At 61.4% G+C, this 25,703-nt stretch carries 19 protein-coding genes and 1 pseudogene; 13 read left to right on the top strand and 7 right to left on the bottom strand.

The window, feature by feature from the left end; all coding sequences use genetic code 11:
- Window positions 1-28: 28 nt before the first annotated feature.
- The 3 genes from EDD78_RS01815 (at window position 29) to EDD78_RS01805 (ending at window position 5,619) form a co-directional block, all read left to right on the top strand.
- Entirely contained in the window at window positions 29-682 is a 654-nt protein-coding gene (locus tag EDD78_RS01815; protein ID WP_132083711.1) for an immunoglobulin-like domain-containing protein, read from the top strand.
- 29 nt (window positions 683-711) lie between these two features.
- Window positions 712-2,109, top strand: a complete 1,398-nt coding sequence (locus tag EDD78_RS01810; RefSeq protein ID WP_132083709.1) for a Sapep family Mn(2+)-dependent dipeptidase — start codon at window positions 712-714, stop codon at window positions 2,107-2,109.
- Between the two features lie 138 nt (window positions 2,110-2,247).
- Entirely contained in the window at window positions 2,248-5,619 is a 3,372-nt protein-coding gene (locus EDD78_RS01805; protein ID WP_165873068.1) for a diguanylate cyclase domain-containing protein, read from the top strand.
- Window positions 5,620-5,702: 83 nt separating this feature from the next.
- Here the strand turns inward: EDD78_RS01805 and EDD78_RS01800 are convergent, their stop codons facing one another.
- Together EDD78_RS01800 and EDD78_RS01795 are read right to left on the bottom strand one after the other, a co-directional pair.
- Entirely contained in the window at window positions 5,703-6,572 is an 870-nt protein-coding gene (locus tag EDD78_RS01800) for a CPBP family intramembrane glutamic endopeptidase (RefSeq protein ID WP_079698192.1), read from the bottom strand.
- A 69-nt stretch (window positions 6,573-6,641) separates the two neighbouring features.
- Window positions 6,642-7,529: a LysR family transcriptional regulator gene (locus tag EDD78_RS01795; protein ID WP_079698193.1), complete on the bottom strand. Its 888-nt coding sequence runs from the start codon at window positions 7,527-7,529 to the stop codon at window positions 6,642-6,644.
- 248 nt (window positions 7,530-7,777) lie between these two features.
- Here EDD78_RS01795 and EDD78_RS01790 point away from each other — a divergent pair, with 248 nt between their 5' ends.
- The 6 genes from EDD78_RS01790 to EDD78_RS01765 all read left to right on the top strand — a co-directional run bounded on the left by EDD78_RS01790 (window position 7,778) and on the right by EDD78_RS01765 (window position 13,210).
- Window positions 7,778-9,085, top strand: coding sequence for a cation:proton antiporter (locus EDD78_RS01790; RefSeq protein ID WP_207668636.1), 1,308 nt, complete (start codon window positions 7,778-7,780; stop codon window positions 9,083-9,085).
- 150 nt (window positions 9,086-9,235) lie between these two features.
- Window positions 9,236-9,430, top strand: coding sequence for a DUF1858 domain-containing protein (locus tag EDD78_RS01785; protein ID WP_079698195.1), 195 nt, complete (start codon window positions 9,236-9,238; stop codon window positions 9,428-9,430).
- Entirely contained in the window at window positions 9,430-10,164 is a 735-nt protein-coding gene (locus EDD78_RS01780) for a class I SAM-dependent methyltransferase (protein WP_132083703.1), read from the top strand. The genes EDD78_RS01785 and EDD78_RS01780 overlap by 1 nt, the downstream gene beginning before the upstream one ends.
- Window positions 10,142-10,909: a Nif3-like dinuclear metal center hexameric protein gene (locus tag EDD78_RS01775; protein ID WP_165873067.1), complete on the top strand. Its 768-nt coding sequence runs from the start codon at window positions 10,142-10,144 to the stop codon at window positions 10,907-10,909. The genes EDD78_RS01780 and EDD78_RS01775 overlap by 23 nt, the downstream gene beginning before the upstream one ends.
- 176 nt (window positions 10,910-11,085) lie before the next feature.
- Window positions 11,086-11,391, top strand: coding sequence for a hypothetical protein (locus tag EDD78_RS01770; protein ID WP_079698198.1), 306 nt, complete (start codon window positions 11,086-11,088; stop codon window positions 11,389-11,391).
- 61 nt (window positions 11,392-11,452) lie between these two features.
- Window positions 11,453-13,210: an Rqc2 family fibronectin-binding protein gene (locus EDD78_RS01765; protein WP_132083699.1), complete on the top strand. Its 1,758-nt coding sequence runs from the start codon at window positions 11,453-11,455 to the stop codon at window positions 13,208-13,210.
- A gap of 201 nt (window positions 13,211-13,411) precedes the next feature.
- Here the strand turns inward: EDD78_RS01765 and EDD78_RS01760 are convergent, their stop codons facing one another.
- Window positions 13,412-13,648: a helix-turn-helix domain-containing protein gene (locus EDD78_RS01760; RefSeq protein WP_132083697.1), complete on the bottom strand. Its 237-nt coding sequence runs from the start codon at window positions 13,646-13,648 to the stop codon at window positions 13,412-13,414.
- 91 nt (window positions 13,649-13,739) lie between these two features.
- On the opposite strand from EDD78_RS01760, the gene EDD78_RS01755 reads away from it, so the two are divergent.
- Window positions 13,740-13,982, top strand: a complete 243-nt coding sequence (locus EDD78_RS01755; protein ID WP_132083695.1) for a hypothetical protein — start codon at window positions 13,740-13,742, stop codon at window positions 13,980-13,982.
- Between the two features lie 30 nt (window positions 13,983-14,012).
- Here EDD78_RS01755 and metA read toward each other — a convergent pair whose 3' ends face one another.
- Window positions 14,013-14,951, bottom strand: a complete 939-nt coding sequence (gene metA, locus EDD78_RS01750; protein ID WP_132083693.1) for a homoserine O-acetyltransferase MetA — start codon at window positions 14,949-14,951, stop codon at window positions 14,013-14,015.
- Window positions 14,952-14,964: 13 nt separating this feature from the next.
- Complete coding sequence (gene yfbR, locus EDD78_RS01745) at window positions 14,965-15,540, bottom strand: 5'-deoxynucleotidase (RefSeq protein ID WP_132083691.1); 576 nt, start codon at window positions 15,538-15,540, stop codon at window positions 14,965-14,967.
- A gap of 178 nt (window positions 15,541-15,718) precedes the next feature.
- Here yfbR and EDD78_RS01740 point away from each other — a divergent pair, with 178 nt between their 5' ends.
- Window positions 15,719-18,475 carry a YfhO family protein gene (locus EDD78_RS01740; RefSeq protein ID WP_132083689.1) on the top strand — a complete coding sequence of 919 codons (2,757 nt, stop codon included), beginning with the start codon at window positions 15,719-15,721 and terminating at the stop codon, window positions 18,473-18,475.
- Here EDD78_RS01740 and EDD78_RS14155 read toward each other — a convergent pair.
- Window positions 18,419-19,549: pseudogene (locus EDD78_RS14155) on the bottom strand (MATE family efflux transporter); the annotation flags it as partial. The gene EDD78_RS01740 and the pseudogene EDD78_RS14155 sit on opposite strands and share 57 nt — an antisense overlap.
- Before the next feature lie 109 nt (window positions 19,550-19,658).
- Here EDD78_RS14155 and EDD78_RS01730 point away from each other — a divergent pair.
- On the top strand, window positions 19,659-20,468 hold the full coding sequence (locus tag EDD78_RS01730) for a MerR family transcriptional regulator (RefSeq protein WP_165873066.1): 810 nt from the start codon (window positions 19,659-19,661) through the stop codon (window positions 20,466-20,468).
- A 298-nt stretch (window positions 20,469-20,766) separates the two neighbouring features.
- Here EDD78_RS01730 and EDD78_RS01725 read toward each other — a convergent pair whose 3' ends face one another.
- A complete protein-coding gene (locus tag EDD78_RS01725) occupies window positions 20,767-22,608 on the bottom strand; it encodes a phosphoenolpyruvate carboxykinase (GTP) (protein ID WP_079698205.1) in 1,842 nt (613 codons plus the stop codon).
- 644 nt (window positions 22,609-23,252) lie between these two features.
- Here EDD78_RS01725 and EDD78_RS01720 point away from each other — a divergent pair.
- Window positions 23,253-25,661 (top strand): ATP-dependent Clp protease ATP-binding subunit, encoded by a 2,409-nt coding sequence (locus EDD78_RS01720; RefSeq protein ID WP_132083683.1) that lies wholly within the window; start codon window positions 23,253-23,255, stop codon window positions 25,659-25,661.
- The last annotated feature ends 42 nt before the right edge of the window (window positions 25,662-25,703 follow it).

The following is a 25,703-nucleotide window of genomic DNA, read 5'->3' as shown; positions in this document are numbered from 1 at the left end:
CTATCCTCTTTGGAAAGGATGCATTTTCGTGAAGAGAGTATTTTCCTTGTTGCTGACGGCGGCATTGATCGGATCGCTCGCCTTCGCGGCGGGCTGCGCGGCCAGGATCGAACCGGTCTCCAGCCGCACGGTTGAGGACGACCTCGCCGGCGAGCCCGGCGATTCCGGCAACGAGCGGCCCGCAGGGCCCGAGGCGCCGCAGGAGGCGGGCGAGACCTTCGGCGCGCCGCCGAGCAAGACCCACGACGGGGAGGGGGACGCCTCCGACCCAAATGCGCCCTCTGTTGACGAGGCCCCTTCCGAGCCGGAGCAACCGTCCGGACCGTCACAGGCGGACGGAGAGGCTTCCCAGCCGCAGGACGGGGTGACGGCCGAAATGTACACCGAACAGGGACAGTACCCGCTCGGCACCGAGTCGGTTCGGGTCTTCATCCTCAACAAGGGCAGCGCCGAGCTTGGCTACGACGCTTACTACTCGCTCGAGCAGCAGCAGGGCGAAAGCTGGCAGGAGGTCCCGGCCGAGCTGTCCTTCGAGGATTGGGCGGGGATTCTGCCGGCGGGCAAGGAGACCAGCCTAGTGACCGACCTGGCCCCCTTTGCCGGGCAGCTGCAGGCCGGGCGCTACCGGATTGTCAAAAAGCTCGACGAGCAGGTGTTCTACGCCCCCTTCGAGCTGGTATAGTACGATCATATGAATGGAGGTTTTACAATATGGATCAGGAACTGATGGAACGGATCGACACATTTTTGGAGGCCAACCGCGGCGCGCTGGTGGAGGACCTCTTCGCGCTGGCGCGCATCCCGAGCGTGCGCGCCGGGGCGCTGGACGGCAAGCCCTTCGGCGAGGAGTGCGCGAGGGTGCTCGACTGCGCCATCGCCATGTGCGAGCGGGAGGGGCTCAAGACCAAGAACGACCAGTACTACTGCGGCAGCGCCAAGTACGGCGAGAGCGAGCATGAGATCGGCTTCGTGGCCCATCTGGACATCGTGCCCGCCGGGGACCGCGACGGCTGGGACACCGAGCCGTTCGAGCCGGTGCTCAAAAACGGCACCGCCTACGGCCGGGGCGTGCGGGACAACAAGAGCGGCATGGTGAGCGGCCTGTACGCCATCAAATGCATCAAAGACCTGGGGATTCCCTTAAAGCATTCCCTGCGCCTGATCATGGGCTGCGCCGAGGAGACCAGCATGGAGGACATCCCCTACTTCCTCGCCCACAACAAGGCGCCCGACTTCTGCCTGGTCCCGGACACCCTCTTCCCGGTCTGCCACGGGGAGAAGGGCATCTACGGCGGCGACTTTTTGATGGACGCCGGGGAGGATTTCATCGAATTCAAAGGCGGATTTGCCACCAACGTGGTGCCGGACAAGGCGCACGCCATCGTCAAGGGGTCCTTCGACCTCGCCGCCCTGCAGGCGAAGGCGCCGAAAAACATCCAACTCAGCGCGCACCAGGACGGGCTGCTGGTGAAAGCCTCGGGCACCACCGCGCACGCGGCTCTGCCCGAGCAGTCGGTCAACGCCATCCGGGTGCTGGCGGACTATATCGCCACAAACGGGCTTGTCTCGGGCAAGAGCCTCGAAGCCGTGCGCTTTATCAGCGAGATGCTCTCGGACAACTACGGCGAGCACTTCGGGGTCGCTTTTGAGGATGAACCCTCGGGCAAGCTGACCTGTATCGGCGGCATGGTGGATCTCGAAGGCGGGAAGATCAAGCTCAACATCAACATCCGCTACAGCGTCACCCACCGCGGCGAGCTGATCACCGAAGGGCTGCAGCGCTGTGCGAAGGAGCATGGGGTGGAGTACGTTTTCGACTCCGACTCCAAGCCCAACTACATCCCCAAGGATCATCCGGCGGTGGTGCAGCTGACCAAGGTCTACGCCGAGGTCACCGGCACCGAGCTGCCCCCCTATGTGATGGGCGGCGGAACCTATGCCCGCCACCTGCCCAACGCGGTCGCCTTCGGGCCGGACGATCCCGAGGAGAAGCTGCCGCTCGGGCAGGGCAACTGCCACGAGCCCAACGAGTGCCAGTCGATCGACGGGCTCTTAAAGGCGGTAAAAATCTACATCTGCGCGCTGCTCGAGCTGGATAAGACCCTCTGAGCATATCGGCCGAAAGGACCGGGGAAGCCCCCGGTCCTTTTTTGATCCCGGCTCCGCCGCGTTTTTCCATTGAATTCAGCCGGGGCAGACGGTATAATGAAGGTATTCGTATGTAGTGCTACCGCCGCGGAGGGACCCATGAAGATCAAGCGCCTGATTCTGCTCCTGCTGCTCCTGTTTATCATCCTGCCCGCCGTATTGATCTGCGCCGTGGGTACGGTACGCTTTTGCCGCACCGCCGACGCCCTCACCGGGAACAATGTGCGCGCCGTAACCTCCCTTCAGGCCCAGAGCCTAGAGGACTTTTTCGCACAGCGCGCGGCGGACCTGCGGATCTTCTCCAAATTGCCGGACACCCTCGACCTGCTCGGGCAGCATGCAAAGGGGGAGCGCCGGGAGAATTACCCGGACCTGCTGCGGGAGAGCAATATCATCCTCACCACCCGGGTAAGGGACCAGAGCTTCGCGCTGCGCATGTCCCTGCTCGACAGCGAGGGAGTCGCCCTCGCCTCGAGCGACGAGGGCTTCATCGGCGAGCGCACCCTCCTGTCCCAGGAGGACTGGGTGCGCCTGAGCCAGGACCAGGTGGTGATTTCCGATCTGCGCACCACCCCGCGCTTTCAGGACGGCCTGCCCCACTTTTTCATCGCCTATCCCATCCTGGTCGACGGCTCGTTTGAGGGGGCGGCCATCACGGTGATGGACTGCAGCTATTTCAGCCGGATGATCGGGCAGGATTTCTCCTTTGAGACCGGCACGCTGACGGTGCTGGATCCCTCGGGGCAGGTGGCCGCCAGCGGCAACAGCCAGCTCAAGGGCTCGGTCTTCGAGCTCGGGGTGGAAAATGACCTCGGAATCCAGTGGCAGGCGATCGACCCCGCCGCTGCGCCGTCGGGGAGCCTTCGCTTTTCCATCGGCGGGGTAAAGAAGCTGGGGTATTACTCGACCGTCGCCGCCCCGGGGTGGACGGTGCTCGGCGCGGTGGACCTGTGGGAGCTTGAGGCGCCCGTCCGCCAGGCCCTGATCTCCACCGGCTGGGCGGTGGGCGCGCTGGCGCTCGCCTTCCTGGTGATGTACCTGGTGCTCAGCCGGCAGTTTTCCTATCCGCTTGTCCGGCTCAGTGAGTCGATCCGCCGCATGCGCCAGGGGGATTACTCCGACCGCTACGTCTACAACAAGCCCAACGAATTCGGGGAGATTTCCACGGCCCTGGGCGAGCTGATGGATGCGGTGCAGACCAAGCAGGCGCAGCTGACCGAGAGCAACCGCGACCTTGAGGCGCTCACCGCCAACATCCCGGGCGGGGTGCACCGCTGCCTTGCGGACGAATACGGCACCTTCGACTATGTCAGCGAGGGCTATCTCAAGCTGATCGGTTACACCCAAAGCCAGCTGGAACGGGTCTTTCACAACCAGTTTTACTATACCATCTATGAAAAGGACCGCGAGCAGACCATGCGGCGGCTGCGCGAGCAGCTCGAGGCCGGGGACGAGGCCGAGCTGGAATACCGGCTGGTGCGCCCGGACGGGACTGTCATCTGGGTCTATGACAAGGGGCGCCGGGTGCGCGGCTCAAAGGGGGAGGATCTCATCTACTGCGTGCTGCTGGACGTGACCGGGTCCAAGAAGGCGCAGGAGGAGCTGCGCGCCAACGAGGAGAGGCTGCGGATCATCCTGGACCAGACCGAGGATATCATCTTTGAGTGGCACCTGCTGGAGGACTGCGTCACCTATTCGGCCAACTGGGAGCGCAAATTCGGCCGCCCGCCGGTCTATCACAATTTCGTGGAGGAAGCGCTCGCCCAAAAGGATGTGCATCCGGACGACGTGCCGGCCTTCGTCGAGCTGATGGGAGCCATACAGGAAGGGCGCCTCCCCTACGGCCAGGCCGAGCTGCGCCTGCGCCGGGGCGAAGGCGCGTCCGGACAGTACATCTGGTGCCGGCTGCGGGTCACCGCCCAGACCGACCGGAGCGGCCAAGTCTACAAGGCGGTGGGGGTGATCGTCGACATCGACAGTGAGAAGCGCGCGGCGCTCAAGCTGCTCCAGAAGTCGCAGCGCGACCCGCTGACCAAGCTCTATAACCGCAGCACCGCCTATAAGCTGATCAGCGGCATTTTGGAACGCGAGCGCGGCCCCCACGCGCTGATGATCCTGGACATCGACGACTTCAAGTCGGTCAACGATTCGCTGGGCCACCTCTTCGGCGACGCGGTGCTCACCGACATCGCCGCGCGGCTGACCAAGCTGAGCCGGCCGGGCGAGATCGCCAGCCGGATCGGCGGGGACGAGTTCCTGCTCTTCCTGCCGGGGGCCGGCGGGGAGGAGGCGCAGGCGCAGGCCAAAGAGATCGAAGCGGCGCTGCGCCACACCTTCAAAACATCGTTCCAGGAGTACCGGCTCACGGCGAGCCTGGGGCTGGCCCTCGCGCCGGAGCACGGCAGCAGCTACACCGCGCTGTTCCAAAACGCCGACACCGCCCTCTACGCCGCCAAAAAACGGGGCAAGGGCTGCTGCTGCCTCTACAGCGAAGGGGTGCGCGCCGAAGCGCTGCACGGTGGACAGGGCGAAACCATCGGCCATGTGCAGACCGTGATGGAAACCCGGGGCGGCTGGAACGAGCGCCTCTCCGACCAGATTTTTAAAATCCTCTATGATTCCAAGGACACCGCCACCGCGGTCCGGCTGATCCTGGAGATCGTCGGGCGGTATTACGGCGTCTCCCGCGCTTATATCTTTGAAAACTCGCCCGACGACAGCGCCTGCTCGAACACCTATGAATGGTGCGCCGAGGGGGTCAGCCCCGCAAAGGATTCCCTGCAGGACATCCCCTATTCCACCGTGGGGGACTATCCCGCCAACTTCAACGAGGAGGGGGTCTTCTACTGCGGGGACATCCACGCCCTGCCTCCCGGACTCTATGAGCTGCTCGCGCCGCAGGGGATCAGCTCGATGCTCCAGTGCGCCATCCTGGACGACGGACGCTTCAAGGGGTACGTGGGCTTCGACGAGTGTGCCGCCGCGCGGCTCTGGACCAAGGAGGAGATCGACACGCTGACCCTGGTCGCGCAGATCGTGGGGATCTTCCTGCTCAAGCAGAGGGCCCAGGATAAGCTGGCCGCCGCCTACGAGCGGCAGCGCTCGGTGATGGACAGCATGGACAACTGGACCTACGTCATCAACCAGGAGACCTATGAGCTGCTCTACCTCAACCACAAGACTCAGCTCATCGCACCGGACGCCAAGGTCGGCGAGCGCTGCTACGAAGCCTTTTTCGGCGGGCGCAGCACCCCCTGCCGCCAGTGCCCCATGCGCGCGCTGCGCGAGGATGCAAGCAACTGCACCATGGAAATCCACAACAAGGTGCTCGGCGTTTGGAGCGCGGCCACCGCCTCGCGGCTGGACTGGGAGGAAGGGGTGAAGGCGGTGCTGCTCTGCTGCAACGACATCACCAAATACAAGGAGCCAAAAGGGCCGGCATCCCGGGGAACAACGCCGGAGGCCGGCTGACCGGAGCATCGCTGCGAACAGCTTAAAAGGGGGTATCGGCCGGAAGACCGATACCCCCTTTTGTGTTCCTTTTCCCGCGCCTGTCATTGCGGGAGCGCAGAGGCCCCCTCGCCCTTTCGCAGGGCCTTGCTTTGCCGCAACAATAAGAAGGCTATCACGCACCAATAGCCAACAAGGGCGGGCAGGGAGGCCTCTATTCCGAAGGCGCCGCCCGTGAGCAGCCGTGAATCGGTGGCGATGGTATAGTTTAAGATCGACGTCCCGCTGTGGCTCGTGCCAATGTCCACAATGCCGCCGAGCATAACCAGGTTCCAAATGCCATGCACGACGATGCCCGGACAGACAGAACCGCTTTGATAGCAGATGAGGGAAAACATAATCCCCACGCTGGTCCCCGCGACCATCAATTGGACAAAGCCTGAAAAGCCAGGGCTTATCCCGATCAAATGGAAGGCGGCAAACGCGACGGAAGGAATTAAAATTGCACAAACCCTGCCGCCCCTGGCTTCAATGATCCTCATGACGAAACCCCGGAAGACCATTTCTTCCGTTATGCTGGCGGTTATGCAGGTCGCGAGCACAGCAGTAACAACCCGCTGTAAAAGCTGAGCAGAATTCAACCTGTTAAAGGAGAACTCGCCGGGTACAAATACCACAAACCAAAGGCTTACCAAAACCGGAAGCAAAATGGCGCAGGCCCACCAGGCCGGACTCGCTAAACTCAGCTTAATGCGGCAATCCGCCATACTTATATGAAGGATCTTTTTGCAGTATAAAAACAGAAACCAATAAGTAAATACAATCTGGATGCCCGACGAGACAACGATCGAAACAACCGGCTGGGAAAATAAAGACGAAACCCCGGACAGCAGCTGGCAGCCGAGCCAGATGGCGAATCCTGCCAGTACGTGCAGGGCCGTCTTGCAAAGGCCGGGCTTCATGATAGCGTTCATTCCTGTTCTGTCTCCCTCTTCAAAAGATTTGACGGTACCAATCCATATTCGCGGCTCATTTTGCCGCGGCTATCTCAGGGAATTGAAAATCCGGCGGAAGTCCTCCAGTATCTCGGTGTGGGTGAAATCCTTGTGATAGACCATGTTGATCTCGCGGATCATGCTGCTGTTCTCGATCGGCACCACCGCCAGCCGCCCGGAATGCTCATCCTCGCGGCAGGCGCTGTGCGAGATGACCGAAATCCCCAAATCGGAGGCGATCAGCTCCTTGATGGTGGCGATGTTGTCGATCTCGATCATGATGTTGAAGTCCTTGATGTTCGCCCCGTGGTTTTGCAGATAGCTCTCGAAAAGCCGGCGCGTCCCCGCGCTGCGGGAACGCAGGATGAAATTCTCCTCCCGCAGCTCCTGCAGGCTCACGCTGCTGCGCCCGGCCAGCCGGTGCTTCGGGGAGACGGCCAGGCAGAGATAGTCAGTGTCCAGCAGCACCGAAATCAGATTGGGGTCGCTAATCTTCCCGTCCACGATGGCGATGTCCGACTCGTAGGACTTGAGCCGGTCATAAATATTTTTTATGGTATCTGTAAAGATGTTGATGTGGACCTCGGGGTTCTGCAGGCAGTAGGTGGCGATCACCTGGGGGACCAGGTACTCCCCGGCGGTGGGGGTGATGTCCACCACAAAATGCCGTATGCGCGTGCGGCTGTCCTCGATGGCCTGCTTGCAGTTGTTGTAGATGGCCATGGTCCTTCTCGCATATTTCACCAAAATGGCCCCCTCGGGGGTCAATTTCAACTCTTTTTTATCCTTATAGAAGATCTGGATTCCGAACTCCTCTTCCAGCTGCCGGATATGGTGGCTCACCGCCGGCTGGGTCAGCGACAGGATCTGCGCCGCCTTGGTATAGCTTCCCGCGCTCACCAGGGTGAGAAGGGTGCGGGTTTTGTTGTCGATCATGCTAGGGCCTCCCCGTCTCGGACAAATTATCATTAGCAGATTTTATATTACGCTTATAAAATATAATTTGATTTTATCACGAAGGAGGCCTATAATCAAGACTATCAAAACATGATTTGTGGTTTCCTCCCCACTGCACAGCTCCTTTTCCCCTAAAAAAGGACGGACGCGCCCCACCGGGCCGTTCGTTTTTTGTTTGCAGCGAGGTGCGCACTCCACCGCCCAAATTTTGAAGGAGGCAGATCCTCTTGTCCGATATTCTTGTCAGCGCAGGCCCGAGCGCCTGTATCATCCTCTCCCTGGCGGTGATCCTCTTCGCGGGATTTCTCGCCACGCGGGTCACCAAAAAGCTCAAACTCCCCAACGTCACCGGGTACATCCTTTCCGGGGTGCTCATCGGGCCGTTCGTGCTGAAGATCGTGCCGCAGCAGGTGATCAGCGGGATGGACTTCGTCACCGACATCGCGCTGTCCTACATCGCCTTCGGGGTGGGGAAATATTTCAAGCTCTCCACCCTGCGCCGCAGCGGGGGGAAGGTATTCGTGGTCACCCTCTTCGAGTCGCTGGCCGCGGCGGTGGTCATTTCGCTGACCATGATCTTTATCTTCCGGCTTCCCGTCGCCTTTTCGCTGCTGCTGGGGGCCATCGGCTGCGCCACCGCGCCGGCCTCGACCATCATGACCATCCGGCAGTACCACGCCAAGGGCGAGTTCGTCAACATGATTTTGCAGGTGGTCGCGCTGGACGACGCCGTCGCGCTGATCGCCTTTTCGGTCTGCGCGGCCATCGCGCGCAGTCTGACCAGCCCCGGCGGGCTGGACTTCGGGGTGGTGGTGCTGCCGGTGCTGCTCAACCTCCTGATGGTGGCCTTGGGCGCGGTGCTCGGGGTGGTGCTCCACCGGCTGATCAACGACCGGCGCTCCCGCGAGCACCGGCTGGTGCTGACCAACGCGGTCATCCTCAGCCTGACGGGGCTGTGCACCATGCTGGACATCTCCCCCCTGCTCGCCTGCATGGCGCTGGGCACCGCCTACATCAACCTGAGCGGCAACAAGGAGCTCTTCAAACAGATCAATCACTTCGAGCCCCCCGTGCTGCTGATGTTCTTCGTCCTCTCGGGCATGAAGCTCAACGTCCCCTCCCTGGTGAGCGCCGGGGTGATCGGGGTGGTCTACTTCTTCGTGCGCATCCTCGGCAAATACCTGGGCGCTTCGCTCGGCTCGGCGCTCAGCGGTTGTTCGCCCGCCATCAAGCGTTACCTCGGCCTCGCGCTGATTCCCCAGGCCGGGGTGTCCATCGGCCTGGCGGCGCTCGGGCAGCGCATGCTCCCGGCCGAACAGGGGCTCATGCTCTCGACCATCATCCTCTCCTCGGCCGTGCTCTATGAGATGATCGGCCCGGCCTGCGCCAAGGCCTCGCTCTTCCTCTCCCATTCGGTGGAACCCGAGGAGCTCCCGGACCACCATAAGGGCAAGCCCAAAGCCGGGGCGGTGGATGAGACGGCGGCCGAGCCCGGGCACGAGCTGCCCCAGACACTGGAAAAGGTGCACGCCTAGTTGGATGAATCGAAGCCGTGGAGGAATATCCTCCCCGGTTTTTCCTGCCCCTTGCGAAACAGGGCAAAACCCTATATACTGGTTCCAGGAGCCAGGATGTATATTGGAAATAGGATACCATCCCCCTGCGGGAGTACAAGGAGGATCACCATGGCAATCATGAAAAGCGACATTGTGGGCGAGGTGCTGGACCGCTATCCCCAGACCGCCGCGCTCTTTTTGGAGATCGGGATGCACTGTCTGGGCTGCCCGTCGGCGCGGGGCGAGACCATCGAGGACGCCTGCCTGACCCACGAGGAGGACTGCGATGCCCTGCTCGCGCGGATCAATGGGCTGATCGGCTGATGGACCTGCTGCACAAGCTCGACGGGCGGCTGCTCACCGCCTGTGATTTGGTGCGCCCGGGCGCGCGGGTCGCCGACGTGGGAACCGACCACGGGTACCTGATCTGCCAGCTCGTCCTGAGCAAAAAGAGCCCCGGCGGGGTGGCCTGCGACATCCGGGAGGGCCCGCTCTCCAGCGCGCGCGAGCTGATCGCCCGGCTGGGGCTTCGGGAGCAAATCTCCGTGCGGCTCTGCGACGGGCTTCGCGGGGTGGCCCCGTCGGAGGCCGACGACATCGTGATCGCCGGGATGGGCGGGGAGCTGATCGCCGATATTATAGAAGCTGCCTCCTGGCTGCGCGACCCGCACTACCGGCTGGTGCTCCAGCCGATGACCAAGGTCCCCGAGCTGCGCCGTTATCTGGCGCGGTCGGGTTTCCCGGTATTGCGCGAGCAGGGCGCCCGGGCGGGGCGGTTTTCCTATACCGTTATATCCGCCGGGTATACCGGCGAATGCCGTGAGCTGAGCGAATTCGAAGCCTTCGCGGGAAAGCTGCCCGAGAGCGGGGACGCGCTCTCGAGCGCCTGGCTGCTCCACGCCGCCGCGCGGCTGCGCGCCATCGGGGACAGCCTGGCGAAATCCGATACGGACCGTATAAAACGATCTGATTATTACAAATTATCTGATGAGCTCCTCGCCGCGGCCGGGGAGGAGCCGAAGGGAGGAGACCGCCTTGACGGTACGGGAAATTTATGAGGTGATCGACCGGCAGATCGCGCCCTTTTCGCTGGCCGAGAGCTGGGACAACAGCGGCCTGCTCGCCGGGGACCCCCAAGCGGCCGTCACCCGGGCGCTGGTCTGCCTCGACATTACCGGGGACACCATCGCCCAGGCGGCAGCGGCCGGGGCGCAGCTGATGATCAGCCATCACCCGGTGATCTTCGACCCGCTGCGCGCCGTGCTCAAGGGGCACCCGGTCCACACATTGATCCAAAGCGGGCTTTCGGCCATCTGCGCGCACACCAACCTGGACATCGCAGAGGGCGGGGTCAACGACTGCCTGGCAAAGGCGCTGGGGCTTCGCGACCTCGGGCCCTTTGAGGAGACCGGCGAGGGGGCCTCCCTCGGCCGGTGCGGGACCCTTCCCGAGGAGATGAGCGCCGGGGAGCTGGCACAGCGCCTGCGCGAGGCCCTGGCCCCCTGCGGCGGGGTACGGTATCTCGATTGCGGGAAAGCGATCCGGCGGGTGGCCGTCTGCGGCGGCGCGGGCGGCTCGCTGATGGAGCGGGCGGCGGCGCTCGGGGTGGACGCGCTGATCACCAGCGAGCTCAAGCAAAATATCTGGCTTTCGTGTAAAGCCGCCGGGCTTTCCGCCTTCGACGCCGGGCATTACGACACCGAGCGGGTAGTGCTCGGCCCTTTGCGCCGGCGGCTGGGGGAACTGATCCCGGGGGTGGAATTCCTTGAAGCCGAGGACGAGGGGATCGTGCGGTATCTTTGAGCCCGGCCCCGAAAGTTGCATTTTAAAAGGGTTTGTGCTATAGTAGGTGAGCAAAATCCACAATTCATGAATGGGACGTTTCTAAGAGCGAAGTTTGGAAGTGAACTTTCAAACATGGAGTTTCATTTCGCATGGCAAAACCGGTATGAAACATCCAGAGAGGAAGTATCTTTAAAATGGAACTGCTTGGTAAAAAGCTGGGCTGGGGCACCTTCGCCTTTCTGCTGGTGGCGATGGGGCTCTGGATGGTCCTCGATTTCGGGGATGGCAGCGCCGGGGACGCGCTGGTGAGCGCCATGGGGCTGCGCCCATACGCGCAGGGCGGGCTGCACTATACCGCCTGCTATTCCCTTGTGTTTATCATCCCGGCCTTTCTGCTGGGACAAAAGTACCGCAGCCAGCTGCTGGCCCGCGCGGCAATGTTCGGCGCGGTGGCGGTGGGCTTTGGCGTAATCGTCTCGATTTTCGCCCTGGCACTGTGAAATCTTGCAAATCGGCAGAGCTTCTGCCGATTTTTTATTTTTAACCTGGAGGAAAATTACTATGGCCATCGACGGCATTTTTTTGAGCCTTCTGGCTCGCGAGATCGAGCCGCTGTGCGGCAACGCCCGGGTGGACCGGGTTTTCCAGCCGGCGCGCGAGACGCTGATCCTCGCGCTGCGCGCCAAGGGCGGGAACCAGAAGCTCCTCATGAGCGCGAGCTCACAGACCCCGCGCATCCAGCTGACCGCGGGCAGCTATGAAAACCCCGCCGCGCCGCCGATGTTCTGCATGCTGCTGCGCAAGCACCTCTCGGGCGCCAAGCTGTGCGCGGTCAGCCAGGTGTCGCTGGACCGGATCCTCATGCTCCACTTTGAAAACCGCAACGAGCTGGGGGACCTTGTCACCCTGCGCCTGGCGGTGGAGATCATGGGACGGCACTCCAACATCATCCTGCTCGGGGAGGATGGGAAGATCATCGACGCGATCAAGCGGGTGGACCTGCAGACCTCGTCGGTGCGCCCGGTGCTGCCCGGGCTGCCCTACCAGCTCCCGCCCGGGCAGGACAAGCTCAGCCTCCTCGAAAGCGAGCCAGAACAGGTGCTCGAACGCATTTGCTCCTATCCCGAGCTGCCGCTGCACAAGGCGGTGATGAACGCCATTTTGGGCATTTCCCCGGTGGTGGCGGGCGAAATCGCCGGCTACGCCCTGCGCGGGGGCGAGGGGATTGTCTCCTCGCTGGACGCAGAGCAGCTCTCCCGGCTGCGCTTCTTCTTGCAGGAGATGAAGGAGCGGATCGCTGCGGGCGGAACGCCCACCATGCTGCTGACCAAGGAGGGGAAGCCGAAGGACCTCTGCTTTCTCGAAATCACCCAGTACAGCGGCCTCATGCTCACCAAGCATTACGAAAGCTACAGCGAGCTGCTGGACGCCTTCTTCCGCGAGCGGGACCTCAGCGAGCGCATGCATCAGCGCAGCGGCGACCTCTTCCGCTTTCTGGCCAACACCAGCGAGCGGATCGAGCGCAAGCTGCAGCACCAGCGCGAGGAGCTGCTGCAAAGCAGGGACCGCGACAAGCTGCGGGTGCAGGCCGACCTGATCAATTCGAACCTCTACCGGCTGCAAAAGGGGGAGACCGTGGCAAGGCTCGAAAACTTCTACGAGCCGGATTCCCCCCTGATCGACATCCCGCTCGATGCGCGCCTGACCCCGGCGCAGAACGCCCAGCGCTACTATGCCGAATACCGAAAGGCCGACACCGCCGAGCGCATGCTCAAAACCCTGATCGAGAAGGGCGAGGCGGAGTACGCCTACATCGACACCGTGCTCGACGAGCTGCTGCGCGCCACCTGCGAGGCCGAGCTCGACGCGATCCGCGAGGAGCTGATCGCCACCGGCTATATGCGCCGGCGCGGCACGGGCCGGGAGAAGAGGCCGCAAAAGCTCGGCCCGGTGCGCTACCGCTCGAGCGACGGCTTCCAGATTTTGCAGGGGCGCGGCAACGTGCAGAACGACCAGCTGACCATGAAGGATTCGCAGAAGGGTGACATCTGGTTCCACACCCAGAATATCCCCGGCTCCCATGTGGTGATCCGCACTGAGGGGAAACCGGTCCCGGAGCGCACCCTGGAGGAGGCGGCCAAGATCGCCGCTTACAACTCCAAAGCGAAGCAATCCTCGCTGGTTCCGGTGGATTACACCGAAATCCGCAACGTGCGAAAGCCCGCGGGCGCGCGGCCCGGCTTCGTGCTCTACGTCAATTACCAGACCGCGGTCGTGACCCCCGACGAGGAGCTCTGCGAGCGGCTGAAGGAGAAATAAGCGAGGCTGCCGCAGCGAACCCTGAGAATGGATGCCCATGCAAAAGCAATGGGATTCTTCTCAAGGGGCTACGCCCCTTGAGCGGAGAGTTTGAGGGCGAGGAGCCCTCATAAAAGACATAAAAAGCGTAGGAAGGGTGAATCGCACCTCCGGTGGAGGTGCGAGAGGGGAACCCCAAGAGGGGTTCCCCTGCCCTTTGTGCTAATTTACAGTCCTATTCTTTTTTCTGGGATAAGGGGTCCTCTCATCGGTGAGGCCCAACAAATAGTCCACGCTGGTTTTGTGATGCAAAGCCAGTTGAATCAGCACATTCGTCGGGATATCCCGCTCTCCGGTTTCATATTTGGAATAACCCGGCTGGGACATATGAAGAAGTTGCGCCAACTCTGTTTGAGACAACCTTTCATCTTCCCGCAGGTCACGAATTCTCGGATACATTTTTATCACCCAAAGAAATCATATCTAATCCATTTTAGATTATTGATTTTTAATCCGTATTGGATTAAAATATGCAGAAGGGGTGATAAAATTGGATTTTATCCAAGAAGTTTTCGTGGAAATATTAAACAACAGCGAGGTTTCCGTTGAAATTAAAGGCTGGGATAACGAGACGTTGTTGGCGGCGTACAAAGATAAGGCCGCGCTCAGTCTGCAAAAGATCAAAAACATTTTAGAGGATGTGGCACTTTCGGATTTTGACTGCATTGAAGAAATCCTTAATGTCTATAAAAATCTGGGTTACATCATTAATCACCGACATGACTTTGGCTAAAAAAAGCGGGAAGGCATTGCCTTCCCGCTTTTATCCTTGCATATCCCCCTCCCGCTCGAGCTGGGAGAGGTCGTACGGCGTGCGCTGATAGACGAAGTAGTTGAGCCAGTTGGAGTAGAGCAGGCTCGCATGCGAGCGCCAGCAAAAGATGGGCGTAGCCCCCGGGTCGTCGCCGGGGAAATAGTGCCTCGGCAGCTCGATCGGCAGCCCCCGTTCCCGGTCCCGCCGGTATTCGCCGGCCAAGGTCATCCGGTCGTACTCCGAGTGGCCGGTGACGAAAATCTGCCTGCCGTCGCGCGAGGCGGCGATGTAGACCCCGGCCTCGTCGGACTCGCTGAGGATTTCCAAATCCGGGCAGGCCGCGATCTCTTCGCGCCGCACCTCGGTGTGGCGGGAGTGCGGCGCCCAGAACACCTCGTCGAAGCCGCGCATGAGCATGTGGCGCGGGGAGAGGTTGCGGTGCTCGAACACGCCGAACATCTTTTGCCGAAGCGGGTATTTCCCGATCCCGTAGTGAAAGTGCAGCCCCGCCTGCGCCCCCCAGCAGATGTGGTAGGTGGAGTAGACGTGAGTGCGGCTCCAGCGCATGATTTCGCATAGCTCCTCCCAGTAGTCCACCTCCTTGAAGGGCAGGTTTTCCACCGGCGCGCCGGTGATGATCATCCCGTCGAAGCGCTGCTCCCGCACGTCCTCGAAGGTCTTGTAAAACTTGAGCAGGTGCTCGCTGGGCGTGTTTTTCGAGGTGTGGCTGGCGGTTTGCAGCAGCTCCACGTCCACCTGGATGGGGGTGTTGGAGATGAGGCGCAGCAGCTGGGTCTCGGTCTCGATCTTCTTGGGCATCAAGTTGAGCAGCAGGATCCGCAGCGGGCGGATGTCCTGGCTGTGGGCCCGGCGCTCGGACATGAAGAAGATGTTTTCCTCCTCGAAGATCCGCGCCGCCGGCAGGTCGTTGGGGATATTGATCGGCATTTTCGTCGTCTCCTTATTCCAGCTCGTCCAGAGTGAGGGTGTACGCGGGGAGGAACTCCTTCATAAAAACCTCCACCTCGGGCAGGTCCATCTCCCGCAGCGCCCGCTCGGTGGCCTCCCGGGCGCGGATAAACTCGCGGTTGCCCATGCGCTCCTCCTCCAGGCATTTGATCAGCGCCCCCAGCTTGTCCGCCGCCTTGACGAGATCCAGCACCTCCCTGTCCTCACAAAAGAAGCTCGCGCGGTATTCGTCCTCAAGGTCCTGCGGCAGCATGGAGAGCAGCTTTTCGGCGGCGGTGCGCTCAATCTCGCGGTAGGCGTCGCGGATGGCGGGGTTGTAGTACTTGACCGGGGTGGGCAGGTCCCCCGTGATGATCTCGGGCGCGTCGTGATAGAGCGCGCAGAGCACCGCCTTCGCGGTATCCACCTGCCGGCCGAAGCGCCGGCGGGCGATCACGCAGAGCGCATGGGTCAAAATCGCCACCTGCAGCGTATGCTCGCTGAGGGTTTCGTTGCTGGAATTGTGCATGAGCGACCAGCGGGAAATATATTTCATCCGGGAAAGATAGGCGTAAAACTGATTATCCATCGTGATCCTCTCTAATAATAAATGGTGTACCTCCCCCATTATAGCAATCCCGCCCTGTTCCTGCAATTGCCGTGGTAAAATTTACATTTGGGGAATGGTCTCAATTGGATAATTGTGATATAATTATTGAGCCAATTGTGACCAAATACAATCGCCTCACGAAAGGAGCGATTTTTGCTTGAAGCTCAAGATATTTTCCGATCAGCGTTACGCCTGGCTCCAGGCGTTTATATACGCACTGCTCATCAGCACCCTGGTCTTTTTGCCGTTCGTCATCATGGACAAGGGACTGTTTTTCTACTACGGCGACTTCAACGTCCAGCAGATCCCCTTCTACCAGCTGGTCCACCGCGCCGTGCGCAGCGGGGATATGGGCTGGAACTGGTACACCGACCTCGGCGCCAACTTCATCGGGTCCTACAGTTTTTATAACCTCTACTCCCCCTTCTTCTGGCTGACCCTGCCCTTCCCCACCGAGGCGCTGCCCTACCTGATGGCGCCGCTGCTCGTCCTCAAGACCGCCTGCGCGGCGCTGACCGGCTGCCTTTACATCTCCCGCTTCGTGGCCGACCGGCGGTATGCGGTGCTGGGCGGCCTGCTCTACGCCTTCTCGGGCTTTGCCACCTACAACATCTTCTTCAACCATTTCCACGAGGTTATCGTATTTTTCCCGCTGCTGCTCCTGGCGCTCGAAATGCTGGTGGTGGACGGCAAGCGGGGGTACTTTGCCATCGCGGTGGCGGTCAACTGCATGATCAACTATTGGTTTTTCATCGGCTCGGTGGTCTTCACCGTGCTCTATTTCTTTGTGCGCAGCGCCAGCCACGGCTGGCAGATGGACTGGCGCAAGTTCCTCCTTGTCGCGCTCGAGTCGGTCCTCGGCGTGATGGCCGCCTGCTTTGCGCTGGTCCCCTCGGTGCTGGCGATTCTCGGCAATCCGCGCACCACCTCGGACAACATCCTCACCGGCTGGGGCTTCTGGCTCTATGGGCATGAGCAGCGCCTGCCGGCGATTCTGGAAAGCATCTTCTTCCCGCCCGACATCCCCAGCCGCCCGAACTTCTTCCCCGACCACGGCGCGAAGTGGGCCTCCCTCTCGGCCTGGCTGCCGATGATCGGCCCGGCCTTCGTGCTGGGCTATCTCTTCTCCACCCCGCGCAGCTGGCTCAAGCGGCTGCTGCTGACCAGCCTGGTCATCGCGCTGGTGCCGGGGCTCAACTCGGTTTTCATCCTCTTCAACCACTCCTACTACGCGCGCTGGTTCTATATGCCGCTGCTGCTGATGGCCCTCGCCTCGGTGGTGGCGCTCGAGCGCTACCGCATCCGCCACGCCTCGGTGGACCTCATGCGCGGGCTGCGGTGCACGGCCGTCATCTGCGGCGTGATCGTCTTCGCCATCGGTTTCACCCCCCAGGAGGTGGACGGCGAGGAGGTCGTAGGGCTGATGAAGTATCCCGAGCGGTTCTGGATTTATGCGGCGATCGTGGCGCTCGGGCTGCTCACCGTCTTTCTCATCATGCGCTACCTCTGCGACCACCCGCAGTTTTTCAAGGTGTTCGGCGTTTCGCTGGGGTGCATCTGCGTGATCTATTCGGTTTCGATGATCGCCATGGGCCGCCAGCATTCGGACGACCGGGACTGGATGAAGTCGATCGCCATGGATGGCGCCAAGGAGCTGACCCTGCCGGACGAGGGCACCTTCGCGCGCGCGGACATCTACGACAACATGGACAACCTCGGGATGTACTGGGGGCTGCCCAACATCCAGGCCTTCCACAGCATTGTCCCGGTCTCGCTGATGGAATTCTACCCCTCGGTCGGGGTCAAGCGGGACGTCTCCAGCAAGCCGCAGCCGGAATATTACGAGCTGCGCAGCCTGCTGTCGGTGCGCTGGCTGTTCGTGGACGAGAACGAGCCTCAGGAGCACCAGCCCTCCACCCCCTATTTCACCCCGGTGGACAATCAGCTGGGTTTCAACATCTATGAGAATGATAATTTCCTGCCGATGGGCTTCGGGTATGACAAATACATCACCCGCCAGCAGTTCGAATCGACCGACGAGACCCTGCGCGCCAGGCTCCTGCACAAGGCGGTGCTCATCGAGGACGACGACGTGGACAACATCCGCCAGATCATCGACCGGCTGCCGATCAGCCTGGAGGAGGACCTGACCGAGTCGGCCTACCTGCAGGACGTGGAGGCGCGCCGCGCCAGCAGCGCCGGGCTCTTCGAGCGGGACAACGGCGGCTTCACCAGCGAAATCTTCCTGCCGAAGGACGAAATCGTCTTCTTCTCGGTCCCCTATGACAAGGGCTGGAGCGCCACCGTCAACGGGATCGAGACCAAGGTGCTCAAGGTCAACGGCGGCTTCGTCGGGGTGCCGGGCGCGGCGGGCTATAACCGGATCCGCTTCGACTACCGCGCCCCCGGCCTGACCGGCGGGGTGGCGATCACCATCTTCGGGATCATGCTGCTGGCCCTCTACCTCTTTGTGACCCGCCGGCCCGGGCCCGAGGAGGGCAAGCGCCGGCCCGACCCGCGCCGGCGGCGCGCCGCGGCCGAGCTCTTCCTGGATTTGAGCCAAAAAGAAGTCCGGGAGGAAACCCTCCCGGACGCGCAGGACGAAAGTGCGGAAAACTTATTCGAAGCATTCGGCGCTCCTGGCGCTGGCACCGGCCCTGCTCCCGTCCTCGGAGCGTCTGAAGCGGACCAGCAGGAAGACGGCCAGCAGCAGGCAGAGCAGCTCGCGCACGAAGGAGCTCAGCCAGATCCCGGTCTCCCCCATCAGGAAGGTCATGACGGCCAGGCAGACGGTGATCAGCACGATACCCCGGCTGATCGAAAGGACCATGGCGTTGCGGGGCTTCTCGATGGCGGCGAAGTAGCCGGAGAGGACGAGGTTGAATCCGCCGACGAGGAAGGTAAGGGAGTATAGCCGCAGCGACGTGATGGTGTGGGCGTAGGCCTCGGCATTATCCGGGCTGATAAAGATCCCGGTGAGGAAGGGCGCGCCTAGCACGCAGATCAGGAAGCAGACCACCGAGCTGATGGCGATGGCGATCACGCCCAGGCGCAAAAAGGCGTTGCAGGACTGGCGGTCACCCCGCCCGTGGTTGAAGCTGACCAGCGGCTGCATCCCCTGGGTGATCCCCCCCATGACCGGGGTGACGATGTTGTTGATGTAGCTGATGACGGTGAAGCTGACCACCCCGGCCGCGCCTGAAACCATCAGGATGGCGCGGTTGAAGAGGAAGACGATAAAGCCGAGCGACAGCTCGCCCACACAGTCCGAGACGCCCACCTTCATGGTGCGCAGGATGGTGCGCGGGCTCAGAGGGAAGCGCACGAAGCGCAGCCGCGCGCCCTTGCCCAGGAAATGGATCATGTAGATGGCGGCGGTCACCAGCTGGCTGAGGCCGGTGGCGATGGCCGCGCCCTTGATCCCCCAGTGCAGGCCGAGCACGAAGACCGCGTCCAGCACGATGTTGGTCACCGCGCCCGCGCAGATGCCCAGCGTCGAGAGGACCGGATGCCCGTCGGCCTTGATGAGCACCTCCATGGCGTAGGAGACCAGGAAGCTGCCGTTAAAGACGATGATCGGCCCCAGGTAGTGCTTGACATATTCCATGGTCCCGTCCGCCTCGCTGGCGCCCAGCAGGGTGGCCAGCCGCTCGAGATTCAGCAGCGCAAGGGTCAGGATGACGAAGGAAATCAGGATGAGCAGCACGATGGTGCGGGAGAAGGCCTCCTGGGCCTTGCGCTCCTCCCCCTGGCCGAGATAGATCGAGGCGACGGTCGCGGTCCCCATCCCGAACAGGAGGGAGGTCGCGAAGATGAAGCTCACAAACGGCATGGAAAGGTTGACCGAGGCGAGCGCCAGCTCCCCGACCCCGTGGGCCACGAACAGGCCGTCCACCATGGTGTAGATCGCAAAAATCCACATCGAGGTGACCGAGGGTACGGCGTATTTTAAGAATTGTCTGAGACGCGATGTTTTTGCCGGTGGCATGGGTATGACCTCCAAACTAAGATGTTGTGTGTTCCGACGATTCTTATTATAAACCTTGGTACCGTCCCAAGGTCAAGGGTTTATTTTAAAAGGTTTTGAGGTGGGCGGCTTGAAGGAATATTATAAGATCGGCGAAATCTCGAAGCTCTATGACATCGGCACCGACTCGCTGCGCTACTATGAGGAGCTGGGGTTGCTGAACCCCAAGAGGGATTCCAACGGCTACCGGCTGTACAGCCTGCGGGACATCTCCAGGCTCAACGTGATCCGGGAGCTGCGCACCCTGGGGTTTTCGATGGAGCGGATCAAGAGCTATCTCGACCACCGCACGCTGCACTCCACCTTGGAGCTGCTGGACGACGAGCTGGGAATGATCGAGCGCAAGATCGCCGGGCTGCGCCGGCAGCAGCGAGACATCCAGGGCCGGATCAAAAATTTGAGCCCACGCGGCGGGGTGCGCTTCGAGGAAATCAGGGAGGAGCAATTTCCTGAGCGCCCGGTGCTGATGCTGGCGGGGGAGATCACCCGGGATGAAGAATTTGATTTTCTCATCAAACGCCTCAGCCGCCGGACCGAGAATACGCTCTATATCCTGGGGAATACCTACATCGGGGCGACGCTGCCGCTGGAATATCTGCAAAATGATATTTACAATCAGTTTAATTCTGCATTTTTTATACTGAATGACCGGCATATCAAGCCGGATTTCATCCTGCCGGGCGGGACCTACCTGACCCTGACCTACCGCGGGCCCTATACGCAGAGCAAACGGCTGTATGGGAGCCTGAAGGAATACGCCAGGGAGCATGGATGGGTTTTCAGCCACGACCCGATCGAGCTGTACCGGGTGGACATCAACGAAACGGCAGACCCGCAGGAATTTGTGACCGAGATACAGGCGAGTGTGAAGGAAAAATAGGGTTGGGGGATTTAACCTTCCGGACAACCCCAAGCTTCGCTTGGGCCACAGGGAAACCCCTTGATAGGGTTTCCCCACGCAAAAACCTCCCACTGGGAGCTTTTTGCTCCCCTTCCTGATCTTTGGAGGGCTTTTGTAATCGCGAGTGGCAGCAACCTGGGAAAGGTCGCGGGCTCTGCCCGCACCCGCCCAAGGGTTTGTAAAACCCTTGGGAATCCCGGGATTAAGACCGGCATTTTCTGCACAGACAGAAAAGAGGCCCGGGACCATCGGTCCCGGGCCTCTTTTTGTAATATTCTTATTTCAGGTTCGCTTTGAGGGTGTCGAGCTCGTCATGCAGCTCCTTGGGCAGTCTGTCGCCGAAGGTCTTGTAGAACTCCTCGATCCCGTCCGCTTCCTCTTTCCAGAGGTTCTTGTCGACGTCCAGCAGTCCTTTGACGGTCTCGACGGAGATGTCGCCGAGGCCCTCGATGTTGATGTCCTCCGCCTTCGGCTCGAAGCCGATCGGGGTCTCCACCGCGTCGGCCTTGCCCTCGCAGCGGTCGAGGATCCACATCAGGACTCTCATGTTGTCGCCAAAGCCCGGCCAGATGAAGTGGCCTTCGTCGTCGGTTCTGAACCAGTTGACATTGAAGATCTTCGGGGCCTTGTCGCCCAGGCGCTTGCCCATCTCCAGCCAGTGGCCGAAGTAGTCGCCCATGTGATAGCCGCAGAACGGACGCATGGCCATCGGGTCGCGGCGTACAACGCCGACCGCGCCGGTCGCCGCAGCGGTGGTCTCAGAAGCCATGATCGAGCCGACGAACACGCCGTGCTGCCAACTCCTGGACTGGTAGACCAGCGGAGCGGTCTTGGCGCGGCGGCCGCCGAAGATGATCGCAGAGATCGGAACACCGGTCGGATCATCAAACTTCGGGCTGACGCAGGGGCAATTTTTCGCCGGAGCGGTGAAGCGGCTGTTGGGATGCGCGCCCTTCGAGCCGTCGGTGCAGTCCCACTTCTCGCCCTTCCAGTTGAGCGCGTTCTTCGGCGGGTTCTTGTCGAGTCCCTCCCACCAAACGGTGTTGTCGTCGAGGTTATGCACAACGTTGGTGAAGATGGTATTCTTCTTGGTGGATTCCAGGGCGTTGAAGTTGCTGTGCGCGTTGGTACCCGGCGCCACGCCGAAGAAGCCGGCCTCCGGGTTGATCGCCCAGAGTCTGCCGTCGTCGCCGATTCTCATCCAGGCGATGTCGTCGCCGACCGTCCAGACCTTGTAGCCCTTGTTCTTGTAGACCTCGGGCGGGATGAGCATGGCCAGGTTGGTCTTGCCGCAGGCGGACGGGAAGGCCGCCGCGATGTACTTGACCTCGCCCTGCGGGTTCTCGATGCCCAGGATCAGCATATGCTCGGCCATCCAGCCCTCGTTCTTGCCCTGGTAAGAGGCGATGCGCAGCGCAAAGCACTTCTTGCCCAGCAGAACGTTGCCGCCGTAACCGGAGTTGATGCTCCAGATGGTGTTGTCCTCGGGGAAGTGGACGATGTAGCGCTTCTCCTCGTCGATGTCCGCCTTGGAATGGAGGCCGCGCACAAAATCGTTGGAGGTGTCGCCCAGCTGCTTGAAAGCGTCAACGCCCATACGGGTCATGATGTCCATGTTCAGCACGACGTAGATCGAGTCGGTCAGCTCGACGCCGACCTTCGAGAGCTTGGAGCCGATCGGGCCCATGCAGTAGGGGATCACATACATGGTGCGGCCCTTCATCACGCCGTCGTACATCTTGGTCAGGCGCTCGTACATCACCTTCGGGTCTTCCCAGTTGTTGATCGGGCCCGCGTCCTCTTTATTGCGGGTGCAGATATAGGTTCTGCCCTCCACGCGCGCCACGTCGTTGACCGCGGTGCGGTGCAGCAGGCACCCGGGGAGCTTCTCCTCGTTGAGCTTGAGCATTTCGCCGGTGGAGCAAGCCTCCTCGCGCAGCGCTTTGAGCTGCTCCTCGCTGCCGTCGATCCAGACAACCTTGTCCGGTTTGCACAGCGCGACCATCTCGTCGACCCAGTTGAGTACGTTCTTGTTGTTGGTCATTCCTGTTTGCCTCCATTTCCGCCGGCAGCATGCCGGCTTGTATTGCGTGCCTCCGGCGCATTGTCCAAAGGCCATTCTTGATGATGCCCGCAGAAAACATCAAATTTTCCACAACTATCATTATAGAGAAATGTAAAGCGCTTTTCAAGCGCTTTCGTTAAAATTTCTACAAAATTTCATGAAAAGTTCAAACTGTGCCCTTCCTCTTTAACGATTCCTGTATAGCCTGTCCAGCCGACCGCAAAAAAGAAGGACGGGGCGCGGCTACCGCCGCACCCCGTCCGCCCGCTGGCGAGCCTTTTATAAAAGAGGCCTACTAGCAACCGCAGCCGCAGCCGCCCTCGCAGCCGCAACCACCGCAACCGCCGCAACCATTGCCGCACCCGCAGCCATTGCCGCAGCCATTGCCGCCCCAGCCGCCGCAGCAGCAGATCAGGACGATGATGATAAGTATCCACCAGCAACCGTTGAATCCGTACATAAGAATTTTCCTCCTAAATTGAGATTTCACCATATACTATGCCTTGTGGGTAAAAATGGTTCCCTTTCGCCGTTCTTTCGGAAGAATAAGATTTGGGGCCCGCGACCATACTTGTTAATGGTTCTGACAAAGCAATTTCTGCATAAATTGGTAGAGGGCAAATCGCCTTGCAAAGCCTGCGGCACCATGCCGCCGGAAGGTCTTGCCGTCAGCCTTAGCACTGGGAGGTCATCACTCTTTGTACCGTTTTTCATCACTCACACAAAAAGCCAACGAGGCGCTCAACTGCGCCATACAGCTTGCCGGAGAGCTCGGGCATACTTATGTAGGCAGCGAGCATCTGCTCCTTGGACTGCTGCACGACGAACAAAACGTTTGCCGCCTTGCTTTCCCGGACAAAAAGGTGACCTACGAGCGGCTGTATCAGCTGATCAGCGATGCGGTCGGCCGCGGATGTCCCTGTGTGCTTACCCCTTCCGATTTTACGCCGCGGCTGCGGCGGATTCTCGAAATGGCAACCATCTACTCTAGGATATGCACGCAGCCCAATGTTGGTACCGATCATATTTTCATGGCGCTGTTAAAAGAGCCGGAATGCTATGCCCTGCGCTTTTTAAAACTGATGGAAATTGATCCAGAGCGCCTCTACCGCACCCTGACGGCGGCCGCCGCGGCCGCCGCCCCGACCGCGGCCGAGCGCGCCGCCCAGCCGAAGGGTGCCACCGGCAAGAAGGGGCTGCTCGAGCGCTTTTGCCGCAACCTGACCGCCCTGGCGCACCAGGGCCTGCTCGACCCGGTGATCGGGCGGGAGGAGGAGCTGCGCCGGGTGGTGCAGATCCTTTCCCGCAGGCAGAAAAACAACCCCTGCCTCGTCGGGGAGGCGGGGGTCGGCAAGACGGCCATCGTCGAGGGGCTCGCCCAGATGATCGCCTCGGGCGACGTGCCGGCGAGGCTGCTGCCCAAGCAGGTGCTTTCGGTCGACATCGCCCTGCTGGTGGCGGGCACCAAGTACCGCGGAGAATTCGAGGAACGCTTTAAAAAGCTGCTCGACGAGGTGGTGGCCGCCGGGAACGTCATCCTCTTCATCGACGAGCTGCACACCATCATGGGCGCGGGCGCGGCCGAGGGGGCGGTGGACGCCGCCAACATCTTAAAGCCGCAGCTCGCGCGCGGTGAGATCCAGCTCATCGGCGCCACCACCATCAAGGAATACCGCAAGCACATCGAAAAGGACTGCGCCCTCGAGCGGCGCTTCCAGTGCGTGCAGGTGGGCGAGCCGGGGGTCGAGCAGTCGATCGCCATCATCAAGGGGGTGCGCGAGCGGTATGAGCAGCACCACGGCATGCTGATCACCGACGAGGCCATCGAGGCGGCGGTCAGCCTCTCCCGCCGCTACGTCCCCGAGCGCTATCTGCCGGACAAGGCGATCGACCTGATCGACGAGGCCTGCGCCATGGTCACCCTGGACGCCAAGAAGGAAGCGGATTCCTCCCTGGAGGGGCGCTGCGAGGCGGCGCTGCTCGAGGGCGACTTCGAGCTGGCCTCCACCCTGAGCCCCCAGCGCCTGGCCCAGGACCGGGACGGCAGTTACCAGTTCGGGCTGCTCTCGGGCGCCTCAACCCCCTGCCGCTCGCTGGGGGCGCAGGACATCAAGCGCCTGATCACCCTCTCGACCGGGATCGCAACCGACGCCGACGCGGACGAGGGGATGAGCGCCGGGGCCCTGGCCGAACGCCTCAAAAAACGGGTGATCGGGCAGGAGAAGGCTATCGAGGCGGTCTCACACGCCATCGCCCGCGCCAAAAGCGGGCTGAGCGACGAGCGGCGCCCGATCGGTTCATTCATCTTCCTGGGGCCGAGCGGAGTCGGCAAGACCGAGCTGGCCAAGGCGCTGGCCGAGGCCATCTTCCAGGATGAGCACAGCCTCATCCGGGTGGACATGAGCGAATATATGGAGAAGCACACCGTCTCCCGCCTGATCGGGGCTCCGCCCGGCTACGTCGGGCACGACGACGGCGGCATGCTCACCGACCGGGTGCGCACCCACCCCTATTCGCTGGTGCTGCTCGACGAGATCGAAAAGGCCCATCCGGACATCTTCAACCTCCTCCTGCAGATATTGGAGGAGGGCGAGGTCACCGACTCGCAGGGCCGGGTGGTGAGCTTCCGCAACACCGTCATCATCATGACCTCCAACCTGGGGGTGGCGCAGCTCGGACAGATGGCCTCCTTGGGGTTCGGCGCCGAGAGCTCGGACGGATACAAGAAGAGCGAGGGGATTGCCGGGCTGCGGCGCTTCCTGCGCCCCGAGCTGCTCGGGCGGGTGGACGAGATCGTCTCGTTCGGCACCCTGAGCGACCAGGAGATCGCCAAGGTCGCCTCGCGGGAGCTGGAGATGCTGCGCGAGCGCCTGGAGCGCAAGGGGGTCAGCGCCTCCTTCACCGAGGCGCTGGTCAAGGAGACCGCGCGCCGGGGCTATCACAAGGCGAGCGGAGCGCGCGAGCTGCGCCGGGTGATCGCCGCCGAAATCGCCGACCCGCTTTCGGATAAGATCCTGCACGGCGAGCTTTCGCAGGGGGATGAGATCGTCTGCGACTTCGACGGGAAGGAATACCGGTTCCAGATCGGGCAGGGCGCGGCGGTCTGAAGTGTCCGCGCCTTTCTGTAATTTGCAAAACAATTGGGATTC

The organism is Harryflintia acetispora, assembly GCA_004340125.1.
Taxonomy (GTDB): Bacteria; Bacillota; Clostridia; order Oscillospirales; family Ruminococcaceae; genus Harryflintia; species Harryflintia acetispora.
The sequence above is the reverse complement of the archived record's forward strand: the minus strand, read 5'-3'. Positions and strand labels throughout refer to the sequence as shown.